This is a genomic window from Zoogloea sp. (genome assembly GCF_041914405.1).
GTDB lineage: Bacteria > Pseudomonadota > Gammaproteobacteria > Burkholderiales > Rhodocyclaceae > Zoogloea.
Genome location: NZ_JAYSDK010000030.1, coordinates 25184 through 48962 on the forward strand (window position 1 = coordinate 25184; position 23779 = coordinate 48962).

Sequence of the window (23779 nt, forward strand, 5' to 3'; positions counted from 1 at the left end):
GGGGGGCGCCCGGGTTTGGGAGCTCGTGGGGGGGGCTAATACTTCCCCCGGGGGCGCAAACCCCCCGCGGGGGGGGAGATTAATTCCCCCCCCACGGAGATAGGTTCGGCAAAGACGGATTCTCATGGGCTGTTACACTTTCGCGCCATTTTCCGCTGGTGCCCATGCCGGGCAACAGCGTTGACGAGAAGGACAGCAGCGGCATGCAGACGCCCAACCCCAGCCAGCACCCACCGGAAGAAGACGCCCAGGTCACCGCCGTCGTCGATTGCAGCACGATGCGCCTCGGCGACCGCATGGCCTGCGCGTGGATGGCCCAGCAGCGCCACCGCGCCACCGGCGAGCGCTTCGCGCTGATCGACCGCCACCCGGTGCTGGCCAGGGACTTTCCGCTGTCACGCTATTTCAGCGAGACCTTCGTGGACTGGAGCGAGGCCCGGATCGCCGCTGCCGGGCTGCCCGCGTGGGACATGGGCAACCTGTGGCTGACGGTGAGCAATGCTTTCGCCGCCAACCCGCAAGCCGGCAATTTCGAGACGCTGCCGGCAACCATCACGGCCCAGGCGCGCGAGCTGGCGGCGTCAACGCCCGCCGGCAAGCCACGCATCCTGATCCACGTACTCGACGATGCCCCCTACAACATGGCCCGGCGCTGGCGCCGCAAGGACGCCGACGCCCTGTGCGACGAACTGCGCCGCCTCGGCGGCCACGTCGTGCTGCTCAACCCCTCGTCGGCACAGTTCATCGGCGGCTTCGAGCGCATGCTGGCCGAGATGCTGGCAGCCGACCTGTTCATTGGCGGCGATACCGGCCCGAGCCATGCGTTCGCGCTGCTGTGCGCCGACAAGCCGCAGGTCGCGGTCTACCCGTCGATGCTGAAAGACCAGCGCAAGTTCGCCACGGAACAGGCCCGCCTGGGGCTGGCGCTGCCGTGGGACAGCCTGCCCAAGCGCCCCGCGCTGCGGGTCATCACCATGAAGCGCCGGCTGGCGCTGATCTGGCACGAGCGCCAGCTGCTGCTGCGGCGGGCCGGCCTGTTCAACGGCCGCGATGTCGCCCGCCAGGCAATGGCCGAACTGGCTGCCCATACGAAAGGCTGACGACAGCCTGTTGTCACAGCGGCGTGACATTCAGCCGCTAGGCTCGCCGGCTGGTCTTTTTGCGTACCCGCCGTGCTGCCCACCGACGCCTCCTATGGCTCCGATCGCTCGGGGCTGATCTCCGGTTTCCTGTTCCGTCCCGGCGCCGCCGGCGAAGCCCTCGACACGACGCGGGCCGCGCGCTGGCTGAGCGGTTCCGAGGCCGCCCATGACGGGGCCTTCGCGTGGCTGCATTTCAACCTCGCCAACGCCGCCACCGAGCGCTGGCTGCGCGAGCATCTGGGCGAGGTGGATGCCTTCTTCGACGCACTTCATGAAGGTTCCCGCTCGACGCGCATCGAGTACGCCCATGACGCGCTGATCGCGGTGGTGAACGACGTGCTCTACGAGTTCGACTTCGAGCCATCCCAGCTCGCCACTCTGTGGCTGTACCTGGACGAGCGCACGGTGATCAGCGCCCGCCTGCAGCCGCTGCGCACCATCGACCGCCTGCGCGAAGCTGTACGCCAGGGCGAAACCTTCGATTCCACGGTGGCCATGCTGACCCACCTGCTGCGCGACCAGGCCGACGTGCTGGTGCAGATCGTGCGCACCGCCACCGACCAGGTGGACGACGTGGAGGACACCATGCTTGCCGAGCGCGGGCAACGCAGTCGCGCCAGGCTGGGTTCCCTGCGCCGGGTGCTGGTGCGCCTGCGCCGCCTGCTGGCGCCGGAGCCGGGCGCCCTGTTCCGCCTGCTCAACCAGCCACCACGCTGGATCGCCCCGGGCGACCTGCAGGACCTGCGCCATTCGACCGAGGAGTTCTCGGCCGTGCTGGCCGACATGAGTGCGCTGCAGGAACGCATCAAGCTATTGCAGGAAGAAGTTGCGGCACGGGTCACCGAGGAAACCAACCGCAGCGTGTTCGTGCTGACGATGGTCACCGTGCTGGCGCTGCCGATCAACATGATCGCCGGCCTGCTCGGCATGAACGTCGGCGGCATTCCGTTGGCCGACCATCCGGAAGGCTTCTGGATCGTCGTCGCGATCATCGCCAGCTTCACCGTCGGCGCTGCCTGGTGGGCCTTCCGGCGGCGCGAGGAGTAGGAATCAGGAGCAAGAGCCCTGTGGGGGCGAATTCATTCGCCCTCAGCGCATGACTTGACCACCGCGGGCGAATGAATTCGCCCCCACAGGCATAGCCTTCAAAACCGTGCTAGCGGCGGATCGGCGGGTGCTTGGGGGTGTTCTTGGCGAGCAGCTTCCAGGCCACGCCGAAGACGTCGTCGCCGCGCGACACGGCCTTGCGCGGCAGGCTCAACAGATCATCCTCCGGCGTCGCGGCGGCGCGCTCGCAGGTGGTGCCGCTCAGGTAGCCGGCGGCAGCGGCGGCCTCGACGCAGCGCAGGTCGTGGCTGCCATAGGGGTAACAGAAATGATCCACGCGCCGGCCGAGGAGGTCTTCCAGGGCGGCCTTGCTGGAGTTCATTTCATCGGCAATCCGTTCCGTGCCCTGTTCAGCAAGGCGCAGGTGGCTGTGGGAATGGGAGCCGATGGTGAAGCCGAGATCCTGCACCTCGCGCAACTGGGCGGCGTTCATCAACGGCGCCGGTTCCGGCCCCTTGCCGGCATCCCAGCTGGAAGTCTGTCCGATCAGCCCGCTCACCGCATACACCGTCGCCGGGTAGCCATGTTCCTTGAGCACCGGCGCAGCGTGGGTCAGGAAATCCACGTAAGCGTCATCGAAGGTCAGCACCAGCGGCCGCGACGGCAGCGGCCCTTCTCCGCGCAGGCCGGCCACCGCGTCGTCGAGGCCGATCACCGAATAACCCAGCAGCTTGAACAGCGTCATCTGCGCCCGGAAGCGCGGCAGATGGCAGTACAGCGCGCCATGGGCCTTGACCCGACCAGGGAAGTCGCCGACCCGGTGGTACATCAGGATCTGCACCCGCTTCATCGTTTGCAGGCCTCACGATAGACGGCAATCGTGCGCTCGAACATCGCGTCCTCCGTAAAGCCGCCCTCGAAGATCTGCCGCGCACGGGTGCCGAAAGCGGCGCGCCGGGCCGGATCGCCGAGCAGGTCGTCGATGGCGGCGGCCAGCGTGACGGGATCGTCGGGCGGCACCAGATGGCCGCTTCCCCCCTCCTCCACCACCTCGCCGATGCCGCCCACGTAGCTGGCGACGATCGGCAGGCTGCAGGCGGAAGCTTCCAGCAGCGTCAGCGACAGGGCTTCCCGGCGCGACGGCGCCAGCAGCAGGTCGGACGCGGCCAGCAGGGCCGGCACGTCTTCGCGCAGGCCGAGGAAACGGACCCGCCCCTCCAGGCCGAGCTCCCGCGCCTGGGCCTGCACCTGCGGGCCCAGGTCGCCGTGGTGGTCGCCGGCCAGCAGCAGCGTCCAGCGCCGCTCGCGGAGGCGCGCCAGGGCCGCCAGCGCGGTGTCGTGCCCCTTGGCGGAAACAATGCGGGCCGCCATCAGCAGGCAGGGTTCGTCATCGGCCACGCCCAGTTCGCGCCGCGTCGCCGCGCGCACATCGGCCGGCAATGCAGCCGCCAGGTCGGCGATGCCATGGTGGACCATGCGGATGCGCGCCGGATCGTAGCCGGTACGCGCCAGAAAATCCGCCACCGCCTGGGACACCGCGATGATGCGGTCGGCACGGCCGAAGTGCTTGCCGGCGTTGTCCGAATGGGCGGTCGCCACGTTGGGCAGTCTGGCCAGCTTGGCGGCCAGGCCGGCGTACCAGGCGCCGCGGGTCAGGTGGCCGTGGATCAGGTCGGCGCCGATACGGCGGGCGTACAGCGCCAGACGCACGGTGGACGGCAAGTCGTAGATGCCGACCAGCGGCAGGTCGATGCCGTCAAAGCCCTCGGCACGCAGTTGCTGGCCGAGCCAGCCGGCCATCGGCCCGGCGTAGAAGGCCTCGTGGCCGCGCTCGCGCAGGCCGCGCATGAGTTGCAGCGCGTGGCGCTCGGCGCCGCCGCTCTTGAGACTGCGCAGGACGGTGACGATCTTCACTGGCCGAGCACCTTGCGATAAATGGCCAGGTTGCCCTCGACCATGCCGTCGATGGAGAACTCGGCCAGGATCCGCGCCCGCCCGGCTTCACCGTACTGGGTGCGCAGAACCGGATCGGCAACCAGGCGTTCGATGGCGGCGGCCAGCGCCGGCACGTCGCCCGGCGGGCACAGGATGCCGGTCACCCCGTCCTGCACCGCTTCCGGCAGACCGCCGGCGCGACTGGTGATGACCGGCACGCCCGCAGCAGCGGCCTGCAGCAGGGACACGCCAAGGCCTTCCATCTCGGCCGGGTGGACCAGCAGGTCGAGGCCGCCGATCCAGTGCGCCAGGTCGTGGCGGAAGCCGGCAAAATGCACTGCGCCGCCGAGGCCGCGGGCCGCCACGTCGGCGCGCAGCTCAGCCTCCAACGGCCCCTGGCCGAAAACCAGCACCTGCAGCTCGGGGTAATGCTCGACCAGCTCGGGCAAGGCCGCAAACAGGTAGCGATGGCCCTTGCGCGGGATCATCTGGGCCACCACGCCGATCACCAGCGCGTCCTGCGGCAGGCGGAACTCGGCGCGAAAAGCTTCCGGATCGACCGGCACCAGGAAGGGCGCCGGGTCCACCGCGCTGCGCACGCAGCTGACCTTCTCCGGCGCCAGGCCTTCGGACAGCAGCACGTCACGGATGCCTTCGGAGATGGTGATCACGTGGTCGTAGAGGCGGTACTTGAGCGCCACTGCCAGGCGGGATTCCGGATTGTCCACACGACGCGACAGCACGCAGGGCACGCCGGCCAGCTTCGCCGCCAACGCGCCCCAGGTGTCGGCGCCACGGCGGCTGTGCAGGTGCACCAGGTCGGGCTTTTCGGCGCGGATCACCTTGGCCAGGCGGAAGGCCAGGCCGATGTCGCCGTCGCCGCCCATCTTCATCTCCAGCAGGCGCGTGCCGGCCGGATGGCGGTGGGCGATGTCGCTGCCCGCCGGACAGGCCAGCAAGGTGTCGATACCGCGGGCGGCGAGGCCCTCGGCGATGTACTGGACCTGGCGGGCGCCACCGTAGAGGTGCTTGCCCGCTTCCACATGCAGAATCTTCATGGTCTTGCTTCTTGGGTCTGGGCGGCCAGCATGGCCTGGGCCCGGTCGAGGACCATGGCCGGCGTGATGTCACGCAGACAGGTGAATTTGCCGCCGCAGGTCGGCCGGCGCCGGCATGGCGAGCATTCGAGGCCGAGCCAGATCACGCTGCCGGTGGGGCGGCCGGTGTCCTGGTAGGGGCAGGTGGAGCCGAAGATGGCCACCGTCGGGCGGGCCAGCGCGGTGCCCATGTGGGTGAGGCCAGTATCCACGCCGACCAGCAGCGCCGCGTGGGCGATGGCGGCCACCGCCTCCGGCAGGCGGGTGCGGCCAGCCAGGTTGACGATGCGCGGGTCCGCCGCCGCGATGCGCGCCGCCGCGTCGGCATCCGCCGGACCGCCGAGGATCACCGGGGTCAGCCCGGTGGCGGCGATCAGCTGCGGCGCCAGCGCCTGCCAGGCGTCCTCGAACCAGTGCTTCTGCGGCCGTGTGGTAAACGGCGCGAACACCGCGTAGCCGCCGGGCGCCAGCCCATGCTCGGCGAGCTTGCCGAGCACGCCGGCTTCGGCAGCCGGATCGACGGTAAGCGTCGGCAAAAAGGCGCCGGCGTCGAGGCCCAGTTGCTGGGCCAGGTACTGGTATTCGGAACCGATGCGCGCCTTTTCACCGCCGCGCGGGATCACCTCGCTCATCAGCAGCTGGCTGCCCTCCTTGGAGCCGAGGCCGACGCGCCGCGGCGCCCCCGACAGCCAGGTGATGAAGCCGCTCTTCAGCAGGCCCTGCAGGTCCAGCGCGGTGTCGAAGCGGCGCGCGTGCAGTTCGCGCCGCAGCTGACGCACGCATCGCCACAGTTCGAGCCGGCGCCCTTCCTTCCACAGCTTGACCCACTCGCCCTTCGACCAGGTGATCACCTCGTCGATGTTCGGATCACTGAGCAGCAGTTCGTGGATGCCCGGCTCTACCAGCCAGGCGATGTGGGCATCCGGGTGGGTGCGGCGGATCGCGGCCGGCAAGGCCGAGGCGAACACCACGTCGCCGATGGCCGAGCTACGGACGATGAGGATGCGCTTCATGCATGCACGGGCCGGCGAAGTGCGGCCTGCTTCGAGGTGTTCTTGGTGAGCAGCTTCCACAGCACACCAAAGGCGGTGTTGCCCTGGGAGACGGCCTTGCGCGGCAGCGTCAGCAGGTCGTCGGCTGGCGTGGCGACGGCGCGCTGGCAGGTCGTGCCGGTGACATAGCCGGCTGCGGCAGCGGCTTCCACAGCGCGCATGTCGTGGCTACCGTAGGGATAGCAGAAATGATCCACCGGCGCGCCGAGCACGTCTTCGAGCATGCGCTTGCTGGCCGTCAGCTCCTCAGCGATGCGCGGCGTATCCATCTGGACCAGGCGCGGATGGCTGACCGTGTGGGAACCCACCGTGAAGCCCATCGCGTGGATCTCGCGCAGCTGGGCGGCGCTCATCAACGGGGCGGGAACGAGGCCTTCCGGCGTGACCCACTCGGAAGTCTTGCCAAGCAGGCCAGCCACCGCGTAGACCGTCGCCGGGTAGCCATGGGCCTGCAGCACGGGGGCGGCCTGTTCGAGGAAGTCCACGTAGGCGTCGTCGAAGGTCAGCACCACCGGCTTGGGCGGCAGGGTTTTCTTGCCGCGCAGGGCCGCCGCCGCGTCGTCCAGGCTCACCACCGAGTAGCCGCAGTAGCGCAGCATGGCCATCTGCGCCTTGAAGCGCGGCAGGTGGCAGATCTGCGCGCGATGACTGGGCATGCGCTGCGGAAAATGCCCCACCCGGTGATACATCAGGATGTGGATACGGCTCATCGGCTCGGCAAATGACGCGTGCGGGATCGCATGATGCCAGAGGATCGCCCCTTGGCGTAGCCGCCTGTTGCAGCGCAACTAGAACCAGCGGCTGGCCAGCCAGCCGAGAGCGGCCAGCACGGCGGCGCCGAGGGCCGCGTTGCGGGTTTTCTTGAGGGCCCGCTGCAGCTTGACGTGGCGCCGGCTGGCCTGGAAATGCTCGACCACCGGCGTTTCCGTACCGCGGTCGAAGATCTTCACATAGCTTTCCGGCAGCGGCCCGATGCGCAGTTCCGGATGGCGCTCGATGGCGGTGGTGAAGCTGTCCTGGTCCACGCCGAGCAGCATGCCGTCCTGGGCCGCGATCCAGTCGTCCACGAAGGCCAGCGTCGACAGCCCGTTGCGCAGGTAGAGCGTGCCGGTCAGGTAGCGGTGGGAGAAGCTGCCATCGCCGGGCGCCACGAAGACGCCCAGGTCGGCGTCGAAATCGAAGAACAGGCGCAGCGGCGAGCGCACCACCGAATCGGCGTCCAGATAGACGACAGCCCGCCCCTCGAAACGCTGCAGGCAGTCACGCAGGAACTCCGGCTTGATGCGCGTGTTGGCCTCCCAGTAGCCGCGGCTGGGGTAGCGCTTGAGGAAATACGGGGTGCCGGTCTGCTCCAGGGATGCGCGCAGCTGGGCGGCCTCGGCCGCGTAGGTATCGGTGTAGAAGGCGCACACCAGGAAGGGCACATCCGGGCGGTCCTGCAGGATTTCGTCGGTAGTGTTCATCGTCGTCAGTAGGCGCCCTGGCGGAGCCGGCGGGCCAGCAGGAAAACGGCGAGCTTGCGGCGCTTCGCCTCGATCACCCGCGCCAGGTGGCGGCCCACGGTCTTACGCTGGTGGCCATCCATGCGGGCGCCGATGGTGCTGGCGAGGCCGCCATCTTCCTCGACCACGCAGGGAAACACCACCGGCACGCAGAGGCCGTGCTTCCAGTAGAGATCGAACTCGTCATCCACCGGCCGCTGCGGCACCGCCAGCCGCTCCAGCAGGCGGCGGGCGCCGGCCTGGCTGACGAGATAGCCCTGGGCGCCGCTGGGGTTCTTGTTCGGCAGGATCAGCCGCCGCCCATCGGCCAGGCTGGCTACCGGGATGCCGCGCACCGGGCCGAGGGAAGACAGGCGGACCAGGTCGTAGGACAGATCGAGGCCGGCGACCCCGGCGATCACCCGCGGTAGCTCCGGGCTCAGTACCACGTCGTCCTCGAGCACCACCGCATGGGCCAGCCCGCACTCGACGACGAGCTCCCAGCTGCGCCGGTGGGACAGGTAGCAGCCCAGCTCTCCATTGCTCAGGCGCGGCTCGGCGCCGGCCGGCAGGCTGGCCCGGTCGACGCGGGCGCCATCGACGGCCGGCAGGAACTCCGCGTCCAGCCCCAGCGCAGCCAGGCGCTGCTGCATCAACACGCGGCGGTCAACGGCACGCTCGAGGTTGAGTACGAAGATCTTCATCGCAGCGCCGGCGCTTGCCCATCCCGGCTACGCACACCGAGCAGGAGCACCGCGAAGAGCACGAACAGCAGCGAGGTATTGGAGCGCCACAGGTAGTCCTCGAACAGGCAACTGGTGCAGATGAAGGCCACCAGCGCGGTACGCAGGGGCGCCACGCTGTCGCGCCGGCCGCGCCACAACAGCGGCGGGAAATACACCGCAAACAGGACAGCACCGCCGAACAGGCCGGTGGTGCTGAGCACGAAGAGGTACTGGTTGTGGGGATTGTCGGTGGTCAGCCAGCCCGGCGAATAACGCGCATGAAGCTCGGCATAGTCCCGCGTGTAGTCGCCCGTACCGACACCCAGCAGCGGATGCTCGGCAAACAGGCGCGCCGAGTTCATCAGGAAGGTCAGGCGCAAGCCGGCCGAAGTGTTCACCGACTCCTCGTAATGGGTGATCTCATTGACCGCCATATCCACCCGGGTGCGGAAATAGTCGTTGCCGGCATAGGCACCGGTCAGCAGCGCCGACACCAGCACGACGGACAACGCGCCCGCCAGCAGCGGCCGCCGCGCAAAGCGCTGGAAGACCAGCACCGCCAGCAACACCAGGAACACCAGCTGCCCCGCCCGACCACCGGAGAACAACAGATTGCCGGCAGTCAGCACCGTCAGCAACGCACACCCCAGGCGTCGCAGCGGCGGGCCCGCCAGGCTGGCCCGCGCGGCGAGATAGGCGGCCCAGGCAAGGATTGGCGCATAGAGGATGTGATCGACGAAGGGCGCGGTGTCCTCCGGGTCCTTGGCCACCCGCAGCCCGGCCGGCCAGTCGGTGAAGACGTGCATCTGCAGCCAGTTGTAGTAAGCCAGGCCCTCGGCCAGCAGGCAGCCGGCCAGGAAGGCGGCGATGCAGCGCGGCAGCAGCGCCCGGCGGGCGATCGTCAGGTACAGCGGTGACAGCAGGAAGAAGGTGTAGCGCCCGACCATCCGGCGCCCTTCCGCCATGTCCTCGGTCCACAGCAGGGCCAGCGGAAACAGCCAGAAGAAGGCCTGGAAGATCCAGAAGAGGCTGTCGCCGCGCAGCAGCGCCCACTTTTCGCGGAAACGCCCCTCCAGCAGGGACAGCACCAGCATCACCGCGCTCAGGGTATAGACCGGTGCCACGTGGCCGGGCAGGAAGAAGAAAGCCGCCGTAAACAGCGCCTCGTTGATGCGCGGGATACGGGAACGCAAGGCTGCCAGCGGCCCGACCGTCATCGCAGCTCGACCCCGCAGACGGCGAAGGCCGCCTGCATGTCGTGCCGCTCGGCATCGGACTTGAAGCGCACCCGGCCCCAGCCGAAGGCGATCACCCGGGTCTCGGCCGGGCTGGTCTGGCGGGCGAACAGCAAGGCTGAGGAGCGCACGCCCAGCACCGCGTCGTAGGCGTTGCTGGCCAGATGCACCTCCAGCGGCTCGTCCAGGGTTACCACCGCGTAGTCCGGGCAGTTCAGCTCCAGCGCGGGATCCTTCGGGTGCCCCTTGTAGAAGACCTGCCGGATGCCTTCGGCGGCCAGCCAGGCGTGGATCTCCGCGCTCACCGCGTCCCGGTCGGCGGGCTTCATCAGGCCGGCCCCGACCAGCGGCTGGCCGATCACCAATGCCCGCCGCTGCCCCTCCCGGGCCTGTGGGACATCACCAGCGGGCGCGACAAGAGGCGGCAACACCACAGCCTTGGCCGACGGGTATTCGTGGGGCAGGCCCGGAATCACGTAGACACGGTCGCAGAAGCCGGCATCGGAGCCGATGCGGTCGCCGGCAAAACACCAGTAGTCCAACTCGGGCGCCACCAGGCGGCGCAGCTTGCGGACCTTCTGGGACAGGCAGCGCAGCCAACTGAGCGGGTAGCGGCGGATGCTGATGATGCCGTCCGGCAGGATCCGCGCCTTCATGTCGGCACCGCCGCATAGCCTGGGCAGCGCACGCAGGAAGTAGTTGATCGCCTCGGTATCGAACACCGCGCTGTGGATGTGCAGGCTATCGCAGCGGCCGACCAGCCCGGCCACCAGCCGGATGTTGGCGCGCAGGCGGCGCAGGCGACCGAAGGGGCCGGGCAGCGGCTCGCGGCGCGGCCACGGCATATAGCTGGCGGCATCCCAGTCCTCCGCCCGCACCACCGGCGTCATGCCCGGCTTGTACCAGACCAGCACCTGGCGCGCGCCGGCCTCGTGGGTCTCGGCGATGCGCCGGGCCGCCAGGTATTGCAGCGGCGAGGCGACGAAGTAGAGGGCGACCCGGTTCGTCATGGCATCAGGCGGCGTCCGCCGTCACCTGTTCGCCGCTGGCCAGCAGGCGGGCGTAGGCCGCGCCGCGGGCCACCAGTTCGTCGTGGGTACCGGCCTCGACGATCTGCCCGCGCTCCATCACGACAATGCGGTCGGCATCGCGGATGGTGGACAGGCGGTGGGCGATGACGATCACCGTGCGGTTACGGCGCAGCTCGACCAGCGCATCCTTCACCGCCCGCTCCGATTCGTTGTCGAGGGCCGATGTGGCTTCGTCGAGCAACAGGATCGGTGCATCGCGCAGGAAGGCGCGGGCGATCGCGATGCGCTGGCGCTGACCGCCGGAGAGCTGGCTGCCATTGGCGCCGACCCGCGTCGCGAGTCCATCCGGCAGCTTGTCGATGAACTCCATCGCATGGGCGGCGCGGGCCGCCGCGACGATGTCGGCTTCCGGCACGTCCGGGCGGCCATAGGCGATGTTGGCGGCGATGCTGTCGTCGAACAGCACGACCTGCTGGCCGACCCAGCCAAGCTGGGCACGCAGGTGAGCCAGCGGCAGGCTGTCGAGGGACGCACCGTCGAGCATTACTCGGCCTGCAGTAGGCTCGTAGAAACGGGCGATCAGGTTGATCAGCGTGGTCTTGCCGCTGCCGGAGGCGCCGACCAGGGCCACCGTCTGGCCCGGATGCACGTCCAGGCTGAAGTGCCGCAGCGCCGCCTCGGTCTGGCCGGGGTAGGCGAAGCTGACATCGTCGAAACGCAGTTCGCCGGTCGCCCGCGGCAGCGTGCCGCTGGCGCTGTCCACTTCTGGCGGCGTGTCGAGCAGCTCGAAGATGCTCTGCGCGCCAGCCAGGCCGCGCTGGATCGTCGCGTTGATGTTGGTCAGCCGGCGGATCGGCTCGAAGAGCATCGACATCGCGGTGACGAAGGACACGAACTCGCCGGGGCTGAGTTTGTCCTGGGCCGACAGGGACGAGGCGGTCCAGATCACCGTGGCCACCGCCGCCGCGGCCAGCACCTGCACCAGCGGCACGTTGGCGGACGACACCCGCACCGTGCGCATGGTCTGCTTGCGCAGTTTTTCGGACACCTCAGCGAAGCGCCGGTCCTCGTGATCGTGGGTGCCGAACAGCTTGATCTCGCGCACGCCGCCGAGGGTTTCCTCGACCATCCCGGTCATGCGCCCGGTGGTCTCCTGCATCTCCTGGTTGGAACCGCGGAGCTTGCGGCTGGCGACGCGGATCAGCCAGGCCACGATCGGCGCGATGGCGACGATCACCAGGGTCAGCTCCCAGGCGGTGTAAATCAGGTAGCCGGTCAGGCCGATGATGATCAGGGTGTCGCGCACAACGATGATCCACGCGTTGGACAGCGCGGCACCGACCTGGGGGATGTCGTAGAGAATGCGCGACAGCATGCGCCCGCCGGTTTCGGCCTGGTGCACCGGGATCGGCAGGTGCATCTGGTGGCGGAAAACCTGCTGGCGGAGGTCGGTGATGGCCTGGTTGGCGATCCACTGGCTGGACACGCTGGCCACGTACTCGGCCACGCCCTTGCCCAGGAAGGCGAGCATCAGGAACAGCGGCACCTGCCACTGGGCGACCTGGCTCTTCTTGATCAGGCTCTCGTCCACCAGCGGCTTGAGCAGGCCTGGCAGCACGGGCTCGAGGGAGGCGGCAGCGATCATCGCCAGGATGGACAGGGCGACCACCCTTGAATACGGGCGGATGGAACCAAGCAGGCGACGGTAGAGCTGGATGGAGTCTTTCATTCGTTCAGTGGCTCGAAACCCAGTGCAGACCCATCGCTCCGGGCGCGCCGAAACTGCGCATGGGCCGAAGCTTGCGCATTGCGGGGCGCGGGGTCAAACGCGTTTTTGTCATCAAATGTGCGGCAGCCCCGGCCGCCTCGCATGTCATCACATTCAGCGGCCCGGCGATATGCCGGAGGTCACTGCCGCCAGCGCGTCCGTCACCGCGAGCTGGTTCAGCGCCACCCCGTTGAGACAGTGGATCGCCGGGTCGTGCAACAGCAACGGGCGTTTGCCGAGCAGGCAAATGGCCGGCTTGCCGGTGGCGGCCGCCATGTTGATCACGCCGGTGTCATTGCCGACGCAACCGTCCGCCGCGAGCAGGATGCCGGCGGTCTGCATGATGGTGCCGCGGGTGAACGGCTGGATGGCCGCCCGCTGCGCCTCCGGAACCCCGGCGACGATGCGGCGCGCGCTGTCCTCCTCGCCAGGCCCGCCGAGCAGGACGACGCCGTAGCCCCGGGCGACGAGTTCCGCCGCCAGCGCGCCATAGCGTTCGTCGCCCCAGTGCTTGTGCTTCTCGGACGTGCCGATGGCGAAGCAGACGGTCGGGCGCGGCAGCTTGGCGATGAAATCCTGCCCGAAGGCGAGTTCCGCCGCCGGCACCTTCATGCGCGGCACGATGGCCGCCGGCACGATGCCGTGGGCGATCATCAGTGCGGTGGCCTCTTCGTAGATGCCGACGCCGGCGCCCTCGTACTTGGAAATGAAGGGCGGCTGGTTGAGAAACAGGCGCTGGCGCAGATTGGTACCGAATCCGATACGGGTCGGGATCTTGGCCAGCCAGGCGAGAATCCCATGGTGGTAGCGGCGGGAGAACAGGAAGATCCGCTCGAACTGGTACTGTTGCAGTTCCCGCGCAAAGCGCCGCAAACCAGCAAAACCCCGGTGATGTCCCTTGCGCCCCTCGCTGCGGCGGGGATTGCGGTCGTAGAGGATCACATCGTCGATGCAGTCCTCGGCGGCGAGGATGTCCTTCGCCCGGGTGGACGGCGCGGCGATCACCGACACCTTGCCATTGCGACTCGCCGCCGCAACCGCGCGGATATAGGGCAGATGCCAGACGAGGTCGCCAATGCCAACGTGGCGGATCAGCACCGCGGTTTTCGGGTCCGCCCCACGCACCTGTGATTCCATGTCTCTAGGAGATTCCTGCAGCTGCACCGGCGTGGCGGCCTCGGTGGCCGGCCAGCGCGATGCCGGTTGATGTGATGCCGGCCCGGCCTATGAACGGCCGCGCGGCGACGCCGGCAGCAGTTTCACCCACCAGCCCTTTCGGAAACCTGACCAGCATCCCACGGGCCGATGCAAAGCGCCGTAGGGCAATCGTCTGGGTTGGCCAGCAATCTGTAATCAAATGTTCTGCGCCCCTGCTGCCGCCCCTGACGAGGCGGCGAGTCTATTCCCGGTGCAAGACCTTGTCCACGATCAGGCTGGACCAGCCTTCCTCACGGAAACTGGCCTCCAGCGCATCGCGGTCGTACTCGGTATCCACCCATTCCAGGAAGCCGATCGGGCTGCGCGCGTTGCGCGCCACGTAGCTGGCCAGGAAGAAATCCAGGATGCCGGTCTTGGCGCCCTTGAAATGCCCATAACGCCAGTTGAGCTCGGCCAGCGCGTCCTCGACCGGGTGGCCCAGGTGCAGGATGCGGTACAGCGCCGAACCAAGGCCAGCCCGGTCGGCCCCCGACTTGCAGTGCATCAGCGCCGGGAATTCCATGCCCCTAAACAGCTCGTCCATCGCATGGATCTCTTCCACCTCGGGCGCGGTGCGGGAATACAGCTTGACGTCATGGAGCACCAGGCCGAGCTTGTCGCAGGCCTCCTTCTCCAGTGCATAGGAACCGTAGCCGTGGGGGCCGCGCAGATTCACCACGCTGCGGATACCGTACTTCTGCTGGTACTTGGCCAGTTGGGCTGGGCTGGGCTGGCTGCAGCGGTACATGCCACCGCCCAGGTGGTAGAAGTTGTTGTAGACGGCACGGATCATGCCGTGGTCCACCAGGTGCATGTCGAACCAGGCACGCACGCGCCCGGAGCGCGAGGAAATGTCCATCACCATCGCCGAGCCTCAGTCCGGCAGCGCCAGCGAACGCACATCGGCCGCCGCCGCACGCGTCTGGTCAGCCAGGGTGGAGAGGGTCGCCGGACGGCCGAACAGCATGTCCGGCCGCAGGGCGACCAGCAGCGCATCGCGGGTCGCCTCGTCAGCACGCACGACCCAGTCCACCGGCCGCAGCGCCGCCAGCACGGCCGCCGCCCCGGCCGCAGCAGCAGCCGGCTCAATGACCAGCAGGCGGTCTACACCCTTGCCGGCAATTTCCAGCTGGGCCAGCATGTCTGCCCCCGGTACCCCCACCGGCCCCAGCACCACGGCGATCCGTTCGCCAGCGGCCTGGGCGCGCTGGCAGGTACCCAGCACCCTGTCTGCCGCCAGCACGCCGCGGGCCAGCGGCGCATGGGCGTTCATCGCCTCGTAGAGCTCGTCGATGCTGACGGTAGCCGTGCCCAGCTTGCCGACCACCACCCCGGCGGCCAGGTTGGCCAGCGCGGTGGCATCGCGCAGCTCCAGGCCAGCAGCAATGCCGCAGCCAAGCACCGCCGACACGGTATCGCCAGCACCGGTCACGTCGAACACTTCCTGTGCCCGGGTGGGCTGGTGATGGGCCGGCTGACCCTTCTGCAGCAGGGTCACGCCATGTTCGCCGCGGGTCACCAGCAACGCCTCCAGGCCCAGCTCGTCGCGCAGGGCTTCGCCGCGGGCGATCAGCGTCGCCTCGTCCGGACAGGGACCGACCACCGCTTCGAATTCCGCCAGGTTGGGCTTGACGATGGTGGCACCGCGGTAGCGCGAGAAATCAGTGCCCTTCGGGTCCACCACCACCGGAATGCCGCGCGCCCGCGCCGCGGCGATCAGCGCCGCCACGTCGGCCAGGGTGCCCTTGGCATAGTCGGACAACACCAGCACGTCGGCACGATCGAGCTGGGCAGCCAGCGCGACGCCGACCAGCGCGGCCTGGCGGTCGTCGAAGCGTTCTTCGAAATCCAGGCGGATCAGCTGCTGATGGCGGGAGATCACGCGCAGCTTGGTGATCGTCGGGGCATCGCTCAGGCGCTCGAAAGCACATGCGACGCCGCGCTCCACCAGACCGGACTCCAGCAGCCGACCGGCTTCGTCGTCGCCGATCAGGCCGACGACCCGCGCCTGCGCGCCCAGCGACGCCGCGTTGAGGGCCACGTTGCCGGCTCCGCCGGCCCGCGCCTCGTCATTGCGCACCTGCACCACCGGCACCGGCGCTTCCGGCGAAATACGGGCGGTGGCGCCATGCCAGTAGCGGTCGAGCATCACGTCGCCACAAACGAGCACGCGGCAGGCAGAAAAATCCGGCAGGGAAAAATGCATACACGGGCAGGCATCCGCGACACGGACGCCGGAAAGACATAAAGGCGGAATTATCGCATCAAGGACCGGATGCCGGACGGCCGCCGGGCATTTTGGGCAATGGCAGCACCGCCGTCCCGCCAGGCAGTTGTCGCCCGCGGGCCAGAATCGCATACTGCTGGCGTGACCTTCAGCCACGGAGGACTGCACCATGCTTCATGCCACACCGGGTCGCAACCACGCAGCACCGCCACCGGAGGAGGAATTCGAACCCTTCGGCGGGCTGGTGCGCTACGAGCGGCACATGCCGATCCACCAGGTGTCCTACTACCTGTGCGGCGAGATCCAGGAGCCCCAGTTCTACACCGAACTGTTCTATACCCTGCGCACCGCCGCCGAGACCGACCTGATCTATCTGCACATCAATTCGCCGGGCGGCGACTTCAACACCGGCCTGCAGATCATCAACAACATGCTGGCCTCGGAAGCCCATGTGATCACGGTGCTGGAGGCGCGGGCCTATTCAATGGCGGCCTTCATCTTTCTGTCCGGCGACGAGCTGATCGTGCACGACAACTGCCAGCTGATGTTCCACACCTATTCGAGCAGTTTCGCCGGCAAGGGCAGCGAGCAGCTGGCCGAGGTGCACGCCCTCGGCAACTGGTTCGAGAAGGTCACCACACGGCTGTGCACGCCTTTCCTGAGCGCCGCCGACATCAACCATATCCTGCAGGGCAGCGACCTGTGGATGGACTCCGATGAGATCCGTCACCGCCTCGGGCGCATCAAGCGCGCGCCGGCCCGGCCGCGCAAAACCACCCGCAAGACGACCGAGACCTGAAAGATACGACGGGCGGCCGTCCGCTCAGGGCAGCGCCGCGGCGATGTCGCGGGCCAGCGCATCAATCAGCCGGCCGTGGGCGGCGGCAAGCGCCGCGTAAGTCGGTGCCGCCACCGCCTCGCTACCAATGAAGCGCCGGCTGACCAGGTCCTTGCCACCCTTCCGCAAGGTCCACACCGCTTCCAGCGTGACCCGCTCGAAGCCTTCGGCGTCGAAACGCTGCACGTCGATCGGCAGGCTCAGGTCCGGCTCGGCCTGCGTCGCCTGCGGCCACGCGACGACCCGCCCGTAACCACGCAGGCGGGCGATGTCGGAGGCGATGCGGCGGGCCATCTCGGTCTTCAGAGGAGCAGCCCAGCGGTGCCCGTCCGCCACCTCGACACGCACGCCGTCCACCAGGCGGACCATGTGCAGACGGTCGATGGCCGCCGGCACACCGACTGGCCCGACCACCAGGCTCGGTCCTGCCGTCGCAACCGGGGCGACCTCCCCCGCCGCCTGCGGACCGAGACTGAAAAACTGGATCGGCGGCGTGGTGCCGCAGGCCGCCAGCAGAAGGGCCAGGCTGGCCAGCACGGGTTTCATGGCTTGTCCTCGGGTTTACCGCGCAGCAGCGCTTCAGGGTGACGGTCGAGGCTGTCGGCCAGGTGGCGCAGGGCCTGGGCTGCGCGCGACAACTCCTGCAGGCTGGCGCGCAGGTCTTGCTGCAGCGGCGCATCGCTGCTCAAGAGCTTGCGGGTGTCGGCGATGGCGCCGCGGGCCTCGATGATCGTATCGCGCACATCGCCATTGGCCAGACCGTCGAGGCGCTTGACCAGCGCCTCCACCTCGTCGAGGGTCCGGCCGAGGCTGGCGATGGCCTTCTGGGTGTCCTTGCCAATAGCGTCCAGCGGCAGCTTGTCGATGCGCTCGACGACGCGCAGCAAGGTGGTCTGCAACTCCTCCAGGCTGCCGCGCTGGGTCGGCAGCTGGGGCGGGTTCTGCGCCCAGTCGGCGCGGCCCAGCCCGGCGGCAGGGAAGAAGTCCAGTGCCACGTAGAGCTGGCCGGTCACCAGGTTGCCGTTGCGCAACTGGGCGCGCATGCCGCTGGCGATCAGGCGGTCGATGAAGGCACGGAAATCCTTGTCCCGGAAGTCCTTGCCGGCATACGGCGCCTTGCCCTGCTCATTGCGCGCCTGCAGGCGGTTGGGAAAGATCGCCACCTCGACGAGCAGCTCCAGATCGGCGCCGCGGGCATGGAAAGCCGGGTGGATGGCGGTCACCTCGCCGACCTGGATGCCGCGGAAATCCACCGCCGCGCCCACCGACAGGCCACGTACCGACTCATGGAAGCGCAGCAGGTAAGTATGCGCATTGACGTTGGGCTGCTTGAACGCCTCGTCCCGGTTGCGGAACAGGCGGAACACGTGGTCCTTCGGCGCCGGCTCGTCGGTGTCGCCATCCGGCGTCTGGAAGGCCAGCCCGCCGGTGAGGATCGACGTGGCCGATTCGGTATTGACCTGCACGCCTTCGGCGCTCAGCTTCACGTCCACCCCGCTGGCATTCCAGAAGCGGGAGTTGGCGGTGACAAAACGGTCGTAGGGCGCCTGCACGAAGACCTGGATGTCCAGGTGCTTGCCCTGCTCGTCGAGCTTGTAGCCGGTGACCTGGCCGGCCTGGATGCGCCGGTAGAACACCGGCGTGCCGACACCGATCGAGCCGAGGTTGTCCGCTTCCAGGCTGAAACTGCGACCGGGCACGTCGAAACTGACCACCGGCGCCTCCCGCAGCCCGACGAACTGGTGCCGCGGCTCGGCCGACTTGCCCACGTCCATACCCACGTGGGCGCCGGACAGCAGGGTATCGAGGCCCGAGATGGAGCCACCGGAAACCCGCGCGCTAACCACCCAGAAGCGCGTGTCGTCCACCAGCAGGCGGGCCGCCTCGCGGACCAGCTGGGCGGTGGCCAGCACATGGCTGCCGTCCTCGGCGAGGGCCACCGCGGTGATCTGGCCGACGTCCACATCGCGGTACTTGATGCGCGTCTTGCCCGGCTCCAGGCCGGTGCCGGTGTCGAACTGGATGGTGATCACCGGCCCCTGCTCGTAATAGCCGCGCACCGCCAGGAACAGGCCGATCAGCGCCGCCACCAGCGGGATGATCCACACCAGCGGAATCCGCAGGCGGCGCGGACGATCCACGACGGCGGCAGGCAGGGAAGGCGGCAGCGGATCAGTCATCGGCAGTTTCGGAATCGGTGAGCGGGTCCCAGATCAGGCGCGGGTCGAAGGTCAGCGCGGCGAACATCGTCAGTACCACCACGGCACCAAAGGCCAGCGCAGCCGGCCCCGTGTCGACGGTGGCAAAACCTCGGAACTGTACCAGTGCCACCAGCAGCGTGATCACGTAGATGTCCAGCATCGACCAGCGTCCGACGAATTCCACCAGCCGGTACAGGCGGGCGCGCTGCATCACCCGGTGCCGGGAGCGCAGCTGCACAGACGCAGTGAGATAGGCCAGCGCCAGGATCTTCAAAAGCGGCACGACCACGCTGGCAAAGAACACCACGACGGCCAGCGGCCACTGCCCATCCACCCACAGGAAGATCACTCCGCTCATGATGGTGTCCACCTGGTGGCTGACCAGCGAGGTGGTGATCATGATTGGCATCAGGTTGGCCGGCAGGTAGAGCAGCGCCGCCGCCGCAAGCAGGGCCCAGGTGGTGCTGATGCTGGCCGGCTTGCGCAGGTGTAGCGGGGCCGCGCAGCGTGGGCAGCGCAGCAGGCCGGCAGCCTCCGGCGCCTGCGCGAGCTGACCACAGACGTGGCAGCTCAGCAGGCCGGCCTGACGGGCGGTGAGACGGGACTTCACACGGGCTCCGCGGCAACTCGCCACAACAGGCGGCGATCGAAAGCCCGGCCGGCCAGCGTGAGGACCAGGATCAACGCCGCAGTGGCCCAGAAGGCCGTGCCCAGGATCACCGACCCGGAGTGGGCCAGCTTGACCAGCGACACCAGCATGCCGAGCAGGAAGACCTCCATCATGCCCCACGGCTGCACGGACAACACCAGGCGAAAGAAGGCCGCCACGCGCGGCGAACGACAGCCCAGACGCAGCGGCAGCAGCACCAGCAGGATCATCAGCATCTCGAGCAGCGGGAACAGTTGCGCGGTAACGAAGACCAGCGCCGCCACCGGCTGCATACCGATCTGCCACAGGTTGCGCACCGCGGCGAACAGCGTCACCTCGGCATGATGCCCCTGCATCTCCAGGCCCATCAGCGGGAAGGCATTGGCCAGCACATACAGGATGGCCGCAGTCAGGGTGTAAGCCAGCGTCCGGTCGAGGCTGTCCGGCGGATTGCGCGCCAGTTCGGCCCCACAACGGGCACAGCGAGCCGTCTCGCCAGCCTGGAGGGGCGCATCGTGCTGCAGCAGGTCGCACTCATGGCAGGCGACCAGTGGGGCGGGTGGGGCGGGTGGGGCGGGCGGATCGACGCGCATGGGCAGGCCACGGACAATGATTTTCCATTGTGCGGTGCACGGCCCGTGCCCTGCAAGATCAGGCCGGGCCGCCAGCCACGCCGTTCAGCGCGGCGCGGCGGTCTTGCTGCCTGCCTGCTCCGGCGGTGCGACCTGACTGGCGGCGCCATCCGCCGGCGCCGACGCACCAGATGCACCAGATGCACCGGGAGCGGCCTGCTGGACCACCGCCAGCACGATGGGCGCGTTGCTGTCCCGCTGCCGCAGGATCACCCGGTCGGCAAGCACCCGTTCGATGCGCAGGTCGTCATGATAGGCCTGGCCTTCGGAGACCATCTCCGGCGGCCGGCCGTTGTCGGACAGGATCACCATCCCGGGCGTCGCCGCGTTCCCGAGAATGACCCCCTTGGCTACCAGGCCCATGGCCTCGGCGGCCGGCGCAGGCAAATCCTCGTCCTGGTAGTTGTCGGCACCCACCATGTTGATCCAGCCGGCATCCTCCGCAATCCACAGGGCCGCCACCACCAGCACGACGATGCTGAAGAGTACGCGCCGCACATCGATTCCACCCATCTCCATTCTCCCCTCTTGTGCGGGATCCACCGCCCCCGCTTCCCTTCGGCGGCCCCGATTGCGTGAAAAGCGCAGGATTCGATACTCAGTTTAGCGCTGGTCCTGCGTGAACTCGCCTGCTGTTTTCCCTGCAACGAAATCGAGCACATCGCGCACGAAACGCTCCCGCTCCCACAGATGCGGCGCGTGATCGACGCCCTCGTAGATGTGCAACAGCGCATCCGGAATGCGCTGCTGAACGAAATGGGCAGTACCCGTCGAGTAGAAGTTGCTGGCCCCGCCATAGACCAGCAGCGCCGGCACCGGAATGGCATGCAGCACGTCGCGGTAGTCGGCCGCGCTCAGGCTGCGCCAGCACTCGATCAGCGGCCCGGGTTCAAGGGCCTGCAGGCGCTGGCGGGCGGTCTGGATGCCGTTACCGTTCTCGGCATACTTGCTCCGCGCCCGTTCGTTGTGGCCGTCGGCCGCCAGGCGCAGCACCGCCTCGGCGAAATCCTGCTGCAGCGCACCGATGAAGTCGGCGTTGCGGCGGGCGTCGAAATCGCCATAGATACCGCTCTTCCAGTCGTCGTCGGTGAGCAGGCGCGGCGACTGGTCGATGAAGACCAGCCGCGACAAGCGGGCGGCACCGAAATCGCGCAGGTATTGCCACAGGGTCAGCGCGCCCATCGAGTGGCCGACCGCCACCACCTGGTCGAGGCCATAGCGGTCGAGCAGATTCTGCAGGTCGCGGGCCATGCGCGCGACCGTCGGCACCGTATCGGTCCTCAGCCGATGACCGCCGTGGCCGCGGGCATCCCAGCGATACACGCGGAAACGGGCCTCGAAGGCTTCGATAAAGGGATTCCAGTCCCGGTGGGAAGAGGTCCAGCCGTGCAGCAGCACCAGCGGCGGGCCCTCGCCGGAGATCTTCAGGTGGAGCTTTTCGCCGTCGTCGGCTAGGAAGTGGTCCATGGGCCTGGCTGGAGTCGGTGGAGACCCGAGTGTAACGGACAAATATGGCGGCCGATCAACCATCCACCGGCTGCTGCGGGCTATCCAGCCGGCGCTGGTAGAAGCCCACGTCGAGCCAGCGTCCGAACTTGAAACCGACCTCCTTCAAGGTACCCCCGTGGGCGAAGCCGAGCTGCTCGTGCAGCGCAATGCTAGCGGTATTGGCCATGTCGATGACGCCGACCAGCAGGTGGTAGTCCTGGGCCGTGGCCGCTTCGATCAGGTGTTCCAGCAAGGACCGGCCGAGGCCCTTGCCGCGGTGGTCGCGGTGCACGTAGACGGAATGCTCGACGGTGTATTTGTAGGCCGGAAAGGCGCGGAACGGGCCGTAGCTGGCGAAGCCCAACAGCGTGCCAGCCTCGTCCACCGCGCCGATCACCGGGTAGTTGCCGGCCGCCTTGGCGGCGAACCAGGCCGTCATGCTGTCGCGGGTACGCGGCTGGTAATCGTAGAGGGCGGTAGAGGTGGCGATGGCCTCGTTGAAGATGGCCAGGATCGCGTCGCCGTGCTCGGCGAGGGTGCAAGCAATGAATTTCATCGGCGGAACAGAAAGCAGGACACAAGGGCAATTGTGCCGCAATCCGTCACATGCTCAGCGATTGAACCAGCGCAGCAGCGTGCCCCAGTCGTGGATGTCGAGGCGGGTCACTTCGCCACAGGCGAAGTCGAGGCCGAGCCAGTACTCCGCCGGCAGCTTGAGCAGGTGGCCGGCCAGCGCGCGCAGCGGGCCGCCATGGGCAACCACCACCGCGGCGGCGGGCGGCGCAGCCTGCAGCTCGGCGAGGAAATCGTGGACGCGAGCCGCCATCTGACGCGGTGACTCGCCGCCCGGCGGCGCGAAATCCAGCGGCGCGTCGGCCCATGCATCGAGGGCGGCGCGGCCGATGTCGTCGTAACTGCGCCCTTCCCATTCGCCGAAGTGGATCTCCTTCAGGCGCGGTTCGAGCCGCGGCGTGCCGAGGGCTTCGGCCAGCAGGCGGGCGCGGGCCAGCGGGCTGGCGTACAGCGCGAAGTCGGCCGGCAGCAGCGGGCGCAGGCGAGCCGCCACTTCGACAGCGGACTCGGCCAGCCCCAGGTCGGTCTGGCCGTAGCAGATCCCCGGCGCCACGGCGGGCCGGGGATGGCGAATCAGGTAAAGCTCCACGCGGCGAGCATCCCCAGGTAGATGGCGATTTCGGCCAGTTGCTGGGTGGCCCCCAGGCAATCGCCGGTATAACCGCCGAGTCGGTGGGCAAACTTGCGTGCCGCCGCGACCGCCACCACGCAGGTCGCAAGCAGCGCTGCCAGCGCCTCCAGCGGCGTCAGGAGCAACAAGGGCACGACGCCGGCCAAGGTCGCGATGCCCAGCTCGGTGGCGCTCGGGCGGCGTGCGACCGGCGCCGACTTGGCGCTGTCGTCGCTGCGTGCGTAGTCGAGCACCGCCATCACGCTCACCGCGGCGAGGCGCGACAGGGGATGGGCCACCAGCAGCGCGGCGAGCACCGGGTAATCGTCATCGGCGCCCAGGTCGGCGAGGGCCAGGTACTTGGCGAGCAGCAGCAGCACCAGGCCGATGGCACCGTAACTGCCGATCCGCGAGTCCTTCATGATCGCCAGCGCCTGCTCCTTGGTCCAGCCTCCTCCGAGGCCGTCGCAGGTATCCGCCCAGCCGTCCTCGTGGAAAGCACCGGTGGCGCGGATGGTCGCCGCCATCGCCAGCACCACCGCCAGATCCACCGGCAGCAGCTGCGCTGCCAGCCAATAAACCGCCGCGCCGATCAGGCCGATCAACCAGCCAACCAGCGGCAGGTAGCGCGCCGCGCGCCCCAGCTTGTCCGGCGCAAAATCCACCCAGCCCGGCACCGGCAGGCGACTGAAGAAGGCGATGGCGATGAAGATCAGCTCAAGCTGGGCGCGGATCATGGCAATACCGTGGGGGGGGGGGGCAGTGGGCCCCGCGGGCCGGGGCCCCCCCCCCCCGGGGGGGGACTGGGCACCCCCCCCGGAAGGGCGAGGCAGGGTGGGGGGGGGGGGCCG

Annotated in this window: 24 protein-coding genes and 1 pseudogene; 3 read left to right on the plus strand and 22 right to left on the minus strand. The window is 68.5% G+C overall.

The window, feature by feature from the left end:
* The first annotated feature begins 164 nt into the window (after positions 1-164).
* The gene (locus ACE3RX_RS16995; protein WP_374486166.1) at positions 165-1100 is read left to right on the plus strand and encodes a hypothetical protein; all 936 of its coding nucleotides are present in this window, start codon (positions 165-167) and stop codon (positions 1098-1100) included.
* A 72-nt stretch (positions 1101-1172) separates the two neighbouring features.
* A complete protein-coding gene (locus tag ACE3RX_RS17000) occupies positions 1173-2189 on the plus strand; it encodes a transporter (RefSeq protein ID WP_374486167.1) in 1017 nt (338 codons plus the stop codon).
* A 109-nt stretch (positions 2190-2298) separates the two neighbouring features.
* Here the strand turns inward: ACE3RX_RS17000 and ACE3RX_RS17005 are convergent, their stop codons facing one another.
* From ACE3RX_RS17005 to rfaE1, 13 genes and pseudogenes are all read right to left on the minus strand, one after another.
* Positions 2299-3039 (minus strand): polysaccharide deacetylase family protein, encoded by a 741-nt coding sequence (locus tag ACE3RX_RS17005; RefSeq protein WP_374486168.1) that lies wholly within the window; start codon positions 3037-3039, stop codon positions 2299-2301.
* On the minus strand, positions 3036-4103 hold the full coding sequence (locus tag ACE3RX_RS17010) for a glycosyltransferase (RefSeq protein WP_374486169.1): 1068 nt from the start codon (positions 4101-4103) through the stop codon (positions 3036-3038). The genes ACE3RX_RS17005 and ACE3RX_RS17010 overlap by 4 nt, the downstream gene beginning before the upstream one ends.
* On the minus strand, positions 4100-5182 hold the full coding sequence (locus ACE3RX_RS17015) for a glycosyltransferase (protein ID WP_374486170.1): 1083 nt from the start codon (positions 5180-5182) through the stop codon (positions 4100-4102). The genes ACE3RX_RS17010 and ACE3RX_RS17015 overlap by 4 nt, the downstream gene beginning before the upstream one ends.
* Positions 5179-6234 carry a lipopolysaccharide heptosyltransferase II gene (gene waaF / locus ACE3RX_RS17020; protein ID WP_374486171.1) on the minus strand — a complete coding sequence of 352 codons (1056 nt, stop codon included), beginning with the start codon at positions 6232-6234 and terminating at the stop codon, positions 5179-5181. The genes ACE3RX_RS17015 and waaF overlap by 4 nt, the downstream gene beginning before the upstream one ends.
* Positions 6231-6983: a polysaccharide deacetylase family protein gene (locus tag ACE3RX_RS17025; RefSeq protein WP_374486172.1), complete on the minus strand. Its 753-nt coding sequence runs from the start codon at positions 6981-6983 to the stop codon at positions 6231-6233. Before ACE3RX_RS17025 ends, waaF begins: the two co-directional genes overlap by 4 nt.
* A gap of 78 nt (positions 6984-7061) precedes the next feature.
* Positions 7062-7736, minus strand: a complete 675-nt coding sequence (locus ACE3RX_RS17030; protein ID WP_374486173.1) for a hypothetical protein — start codon at positions 7734-7736, stop codon at positions 7062-7064.
* A 5-nt stretch (positions 7737-7741) separates the two neighbouring features.
* Positions 7742-8458, minus strand: a complete 717-nt coding sequence (locus ACE3RX_RS17035) for a glycosyltransferase family 25 protein (RefSeq protein WP_374486174.1) — start codon at positions 8456-8458, stop codon at positions 7742-7744.
* Positions 8455-9696, minus strand: a complete 1242-nt coding sequence (locus ACE3RX_RS17040) for an O-antigen ligase family protein (protein ID WP_374486175.1) — start codon at positions 9694-9696, stop codon at positions 8455-8457. The genes ACE3RX_RS17035 and ACE3RX_RS17040 overlap by 4 nt, the downstream gene beginning before the upstream one ends.
* The gene (locus tag ACE3RX_RS17045; RefSeq protein WP_374486176.1) at positions 9693-10724 is read right to left on the minus strand and encodes a polysialyltransferase family glycosyltransferase; all 1032 of its coding nucleotides are present in this window, start codon (positions 10722-10724) and stop codon (positions 9693-9695) included. The genes ACE3RX_RS17040 and ACE3RX_RS17045 overlap by 4 nt, the downstream gene beginning before the upstream one ends.
* A gap of 4 nt (positions 10725-10728) precedes the next feature.
* Positions 10729-12474 carry a lipid A export permease/ATP-binding protein MsbA gene (gene msbA / locus ACE3RX_RS17050; RefSeq protein WP_374486177.1) on the minus strand — a complete coding sequence of 582 codons (1746 nt, stop codon included), beginning with the start codon at positions 12472-12474 and terminating at the stop codon, positions 10729-10731.
* Positions 12475-12627: 153 nt separating this feature from the next.
* Positions 12628-13650 carry a glycosyltransferase family 9 protein gene (locus tag ACE3RX_RS17055; RefSeq protein ID WP_374486178.1) on the minus strand — a complete coding sequence of 341 codons (1023 nt, stop codon included), beginning with the start codon at positions 13648-13650 and terminating at the stop codon, positions 12628-12630.
* A gap of 262 nt (positions 13651-13912) precedes the next feature.
* Positions 13913-14569: a tyrosine protein phosphatase gene (locus tag ACE3RX_RS17060; protein ID WP_374486179.1), complete on the minus strand. Its 657-nt coding sequence runs from the start codon at positions 14567-14569 to the stop codon at positions 13913-13915.
* A 405-nt stretch (positions 14570-14974) separates the two neighbouring features.
* Positions 14975-15916: pseudogene (rfaE1, locus tag ACE3RX_RS17065) on the minus strand (D-glycero-beta-D-manno-heptose-7-phosphate kinase); the annotation flags it as partial.
* 190 nt (positions 15917-16106) lie between these two features.
* Here rfaE1 and ACE3RX_RS17070 point away from each other — a divergent pair.
* The gene (locus tag ACE3RX_RS17070; RefSeq protein WP_374486180.1) at positions 16107-16736 is read left to right on the plus strand and encodes an ATP-dependent Clp protease proteolytic subunit; all 630 of its coding nucleotides are present in this window, start codon (positions 16107-16109) and stop codon (positions 16734-16736) included.
* Between the two features lie 24 nt (positions 16737-16760).
* Here ACE3RX_RS17070 and ACE3RX_RS17075 read toward each other — a convergent pair whose 3' ends face one another.
* The 9 genes from ACE3RX_RS17075 to ACE3RX_RS17115 all read right to left on the minus strand — a co-directional run bounded on the left by ACE3RX_RS17075 (position 16761) and on the right by ACE3RX_RS17115 (position 23662).
* Positions 16761-17321: a membrane integrity-associated transporter subunit PqiC gene (locus ACE3RX_RS17075; RefSeq protein ID WP_374486181.1), complete on the minus strand. Its 561-nt coding sequence runs from the start codon at positions 17319-17321 to the stop codon at positions 16761-16763.
* Positions 17318-18955, minus strand: coding sequence for an intermembrane transport protein PqiB (locus ACE3RX_RS17080; RefSeq protein ID WP_374486182.1), 1638 nt, complete (start codon positions 18953-18955; stop codon positions 17318-17320). Before ACE3RX_RS17080 ends, ACE3RX_RS17075 begins: the two co-directional genes overlap by 4 nt.
* Positions 18948-19586, minus strand: coding sequence for a paraquat-inducible protein A (locus tag ACE3RX_RS17085; protein WP_374486183.1), 639 nt, complete (start codon positions 19584-19586; stop codon positions 18948-18950). Before ACE3RX_RS17085 ends, ACE3RX_RS17080 begins: the two co-directional genes overlap by 8 nt.
* Entirely contained in the window at positions 19583-20218 is a 636-nt protein-coding gene (locus tag ACE3RX_RS17090; protein WP_374486184.1) for a paraquat-inducible protein A, read from the minus strand. Before ACE3RX_RS17090 ends, ACE3RX_RS17085 begins: the two co-directional genes overlap by 4 nt.
* An 84-nt stretch (positions 20219-20302) precedes the next feature.
* A complete protein-coding gene (locus ACE3RX_RS17095; RefSeq protein WP_374486185.1) occupies positions 20303-20770 on the minus strand; it encodes a hypothetical protein in 468 nt (155 codons plus the stop codon).
* Between the two features lie 90 nt (positions 20771-20860).
* Positions 20861-21724, minus strand: coding sequence for an alpha/beta fold hydrolase (locus tag ACE3RX_RS17100; protein ID WP_374486186.1), 864 nt, complete (start codon positions 21722-21724; stop codon positions 20861-20863).
* Between the two features lie 55 nt (positions 21725-21779).
* Positions 21780-22301 carry an N-acetyltransferase family protein gene (locus ACE3RX_RS17105; RefSeq protein WP_374486187.1) on the minus strand — a complete coding sequence of 174 codons (522 nt, stop codon included), beginning with the start codon at positions 22299-22301 and terminating at the stop codon, positions 21780-21782.
* 54 nt (positions 22302-22355) lie between these two features.
* Positions 22356-22907, minus strand: a complete 552-nt coding sequence (gene cobC / locus ACE3RX_RS17110) for an alpha-ribazole phosphatase family protein (RefSeq protein WP_374486188.1) — start codon at positions 22905-22907, stop codon at positions 22356-22358.
* On the minus strand, positions 22892-23662 hold the full coding sequence (locus ACE3RX_RS17115; protein ID WP_374486209.1) for an adenosylcobinamide-GDP ribazoletransferase: 771 nt from the start codon (positions 23660-23662) through the stop codon (positions 22892-22894). Before ACE3RX_RS17115 ends, cobC begins: the two co-directional genes overlap by 16 nt.
* Positions 23663-23779: the final 117 nt, after the last annotated feature.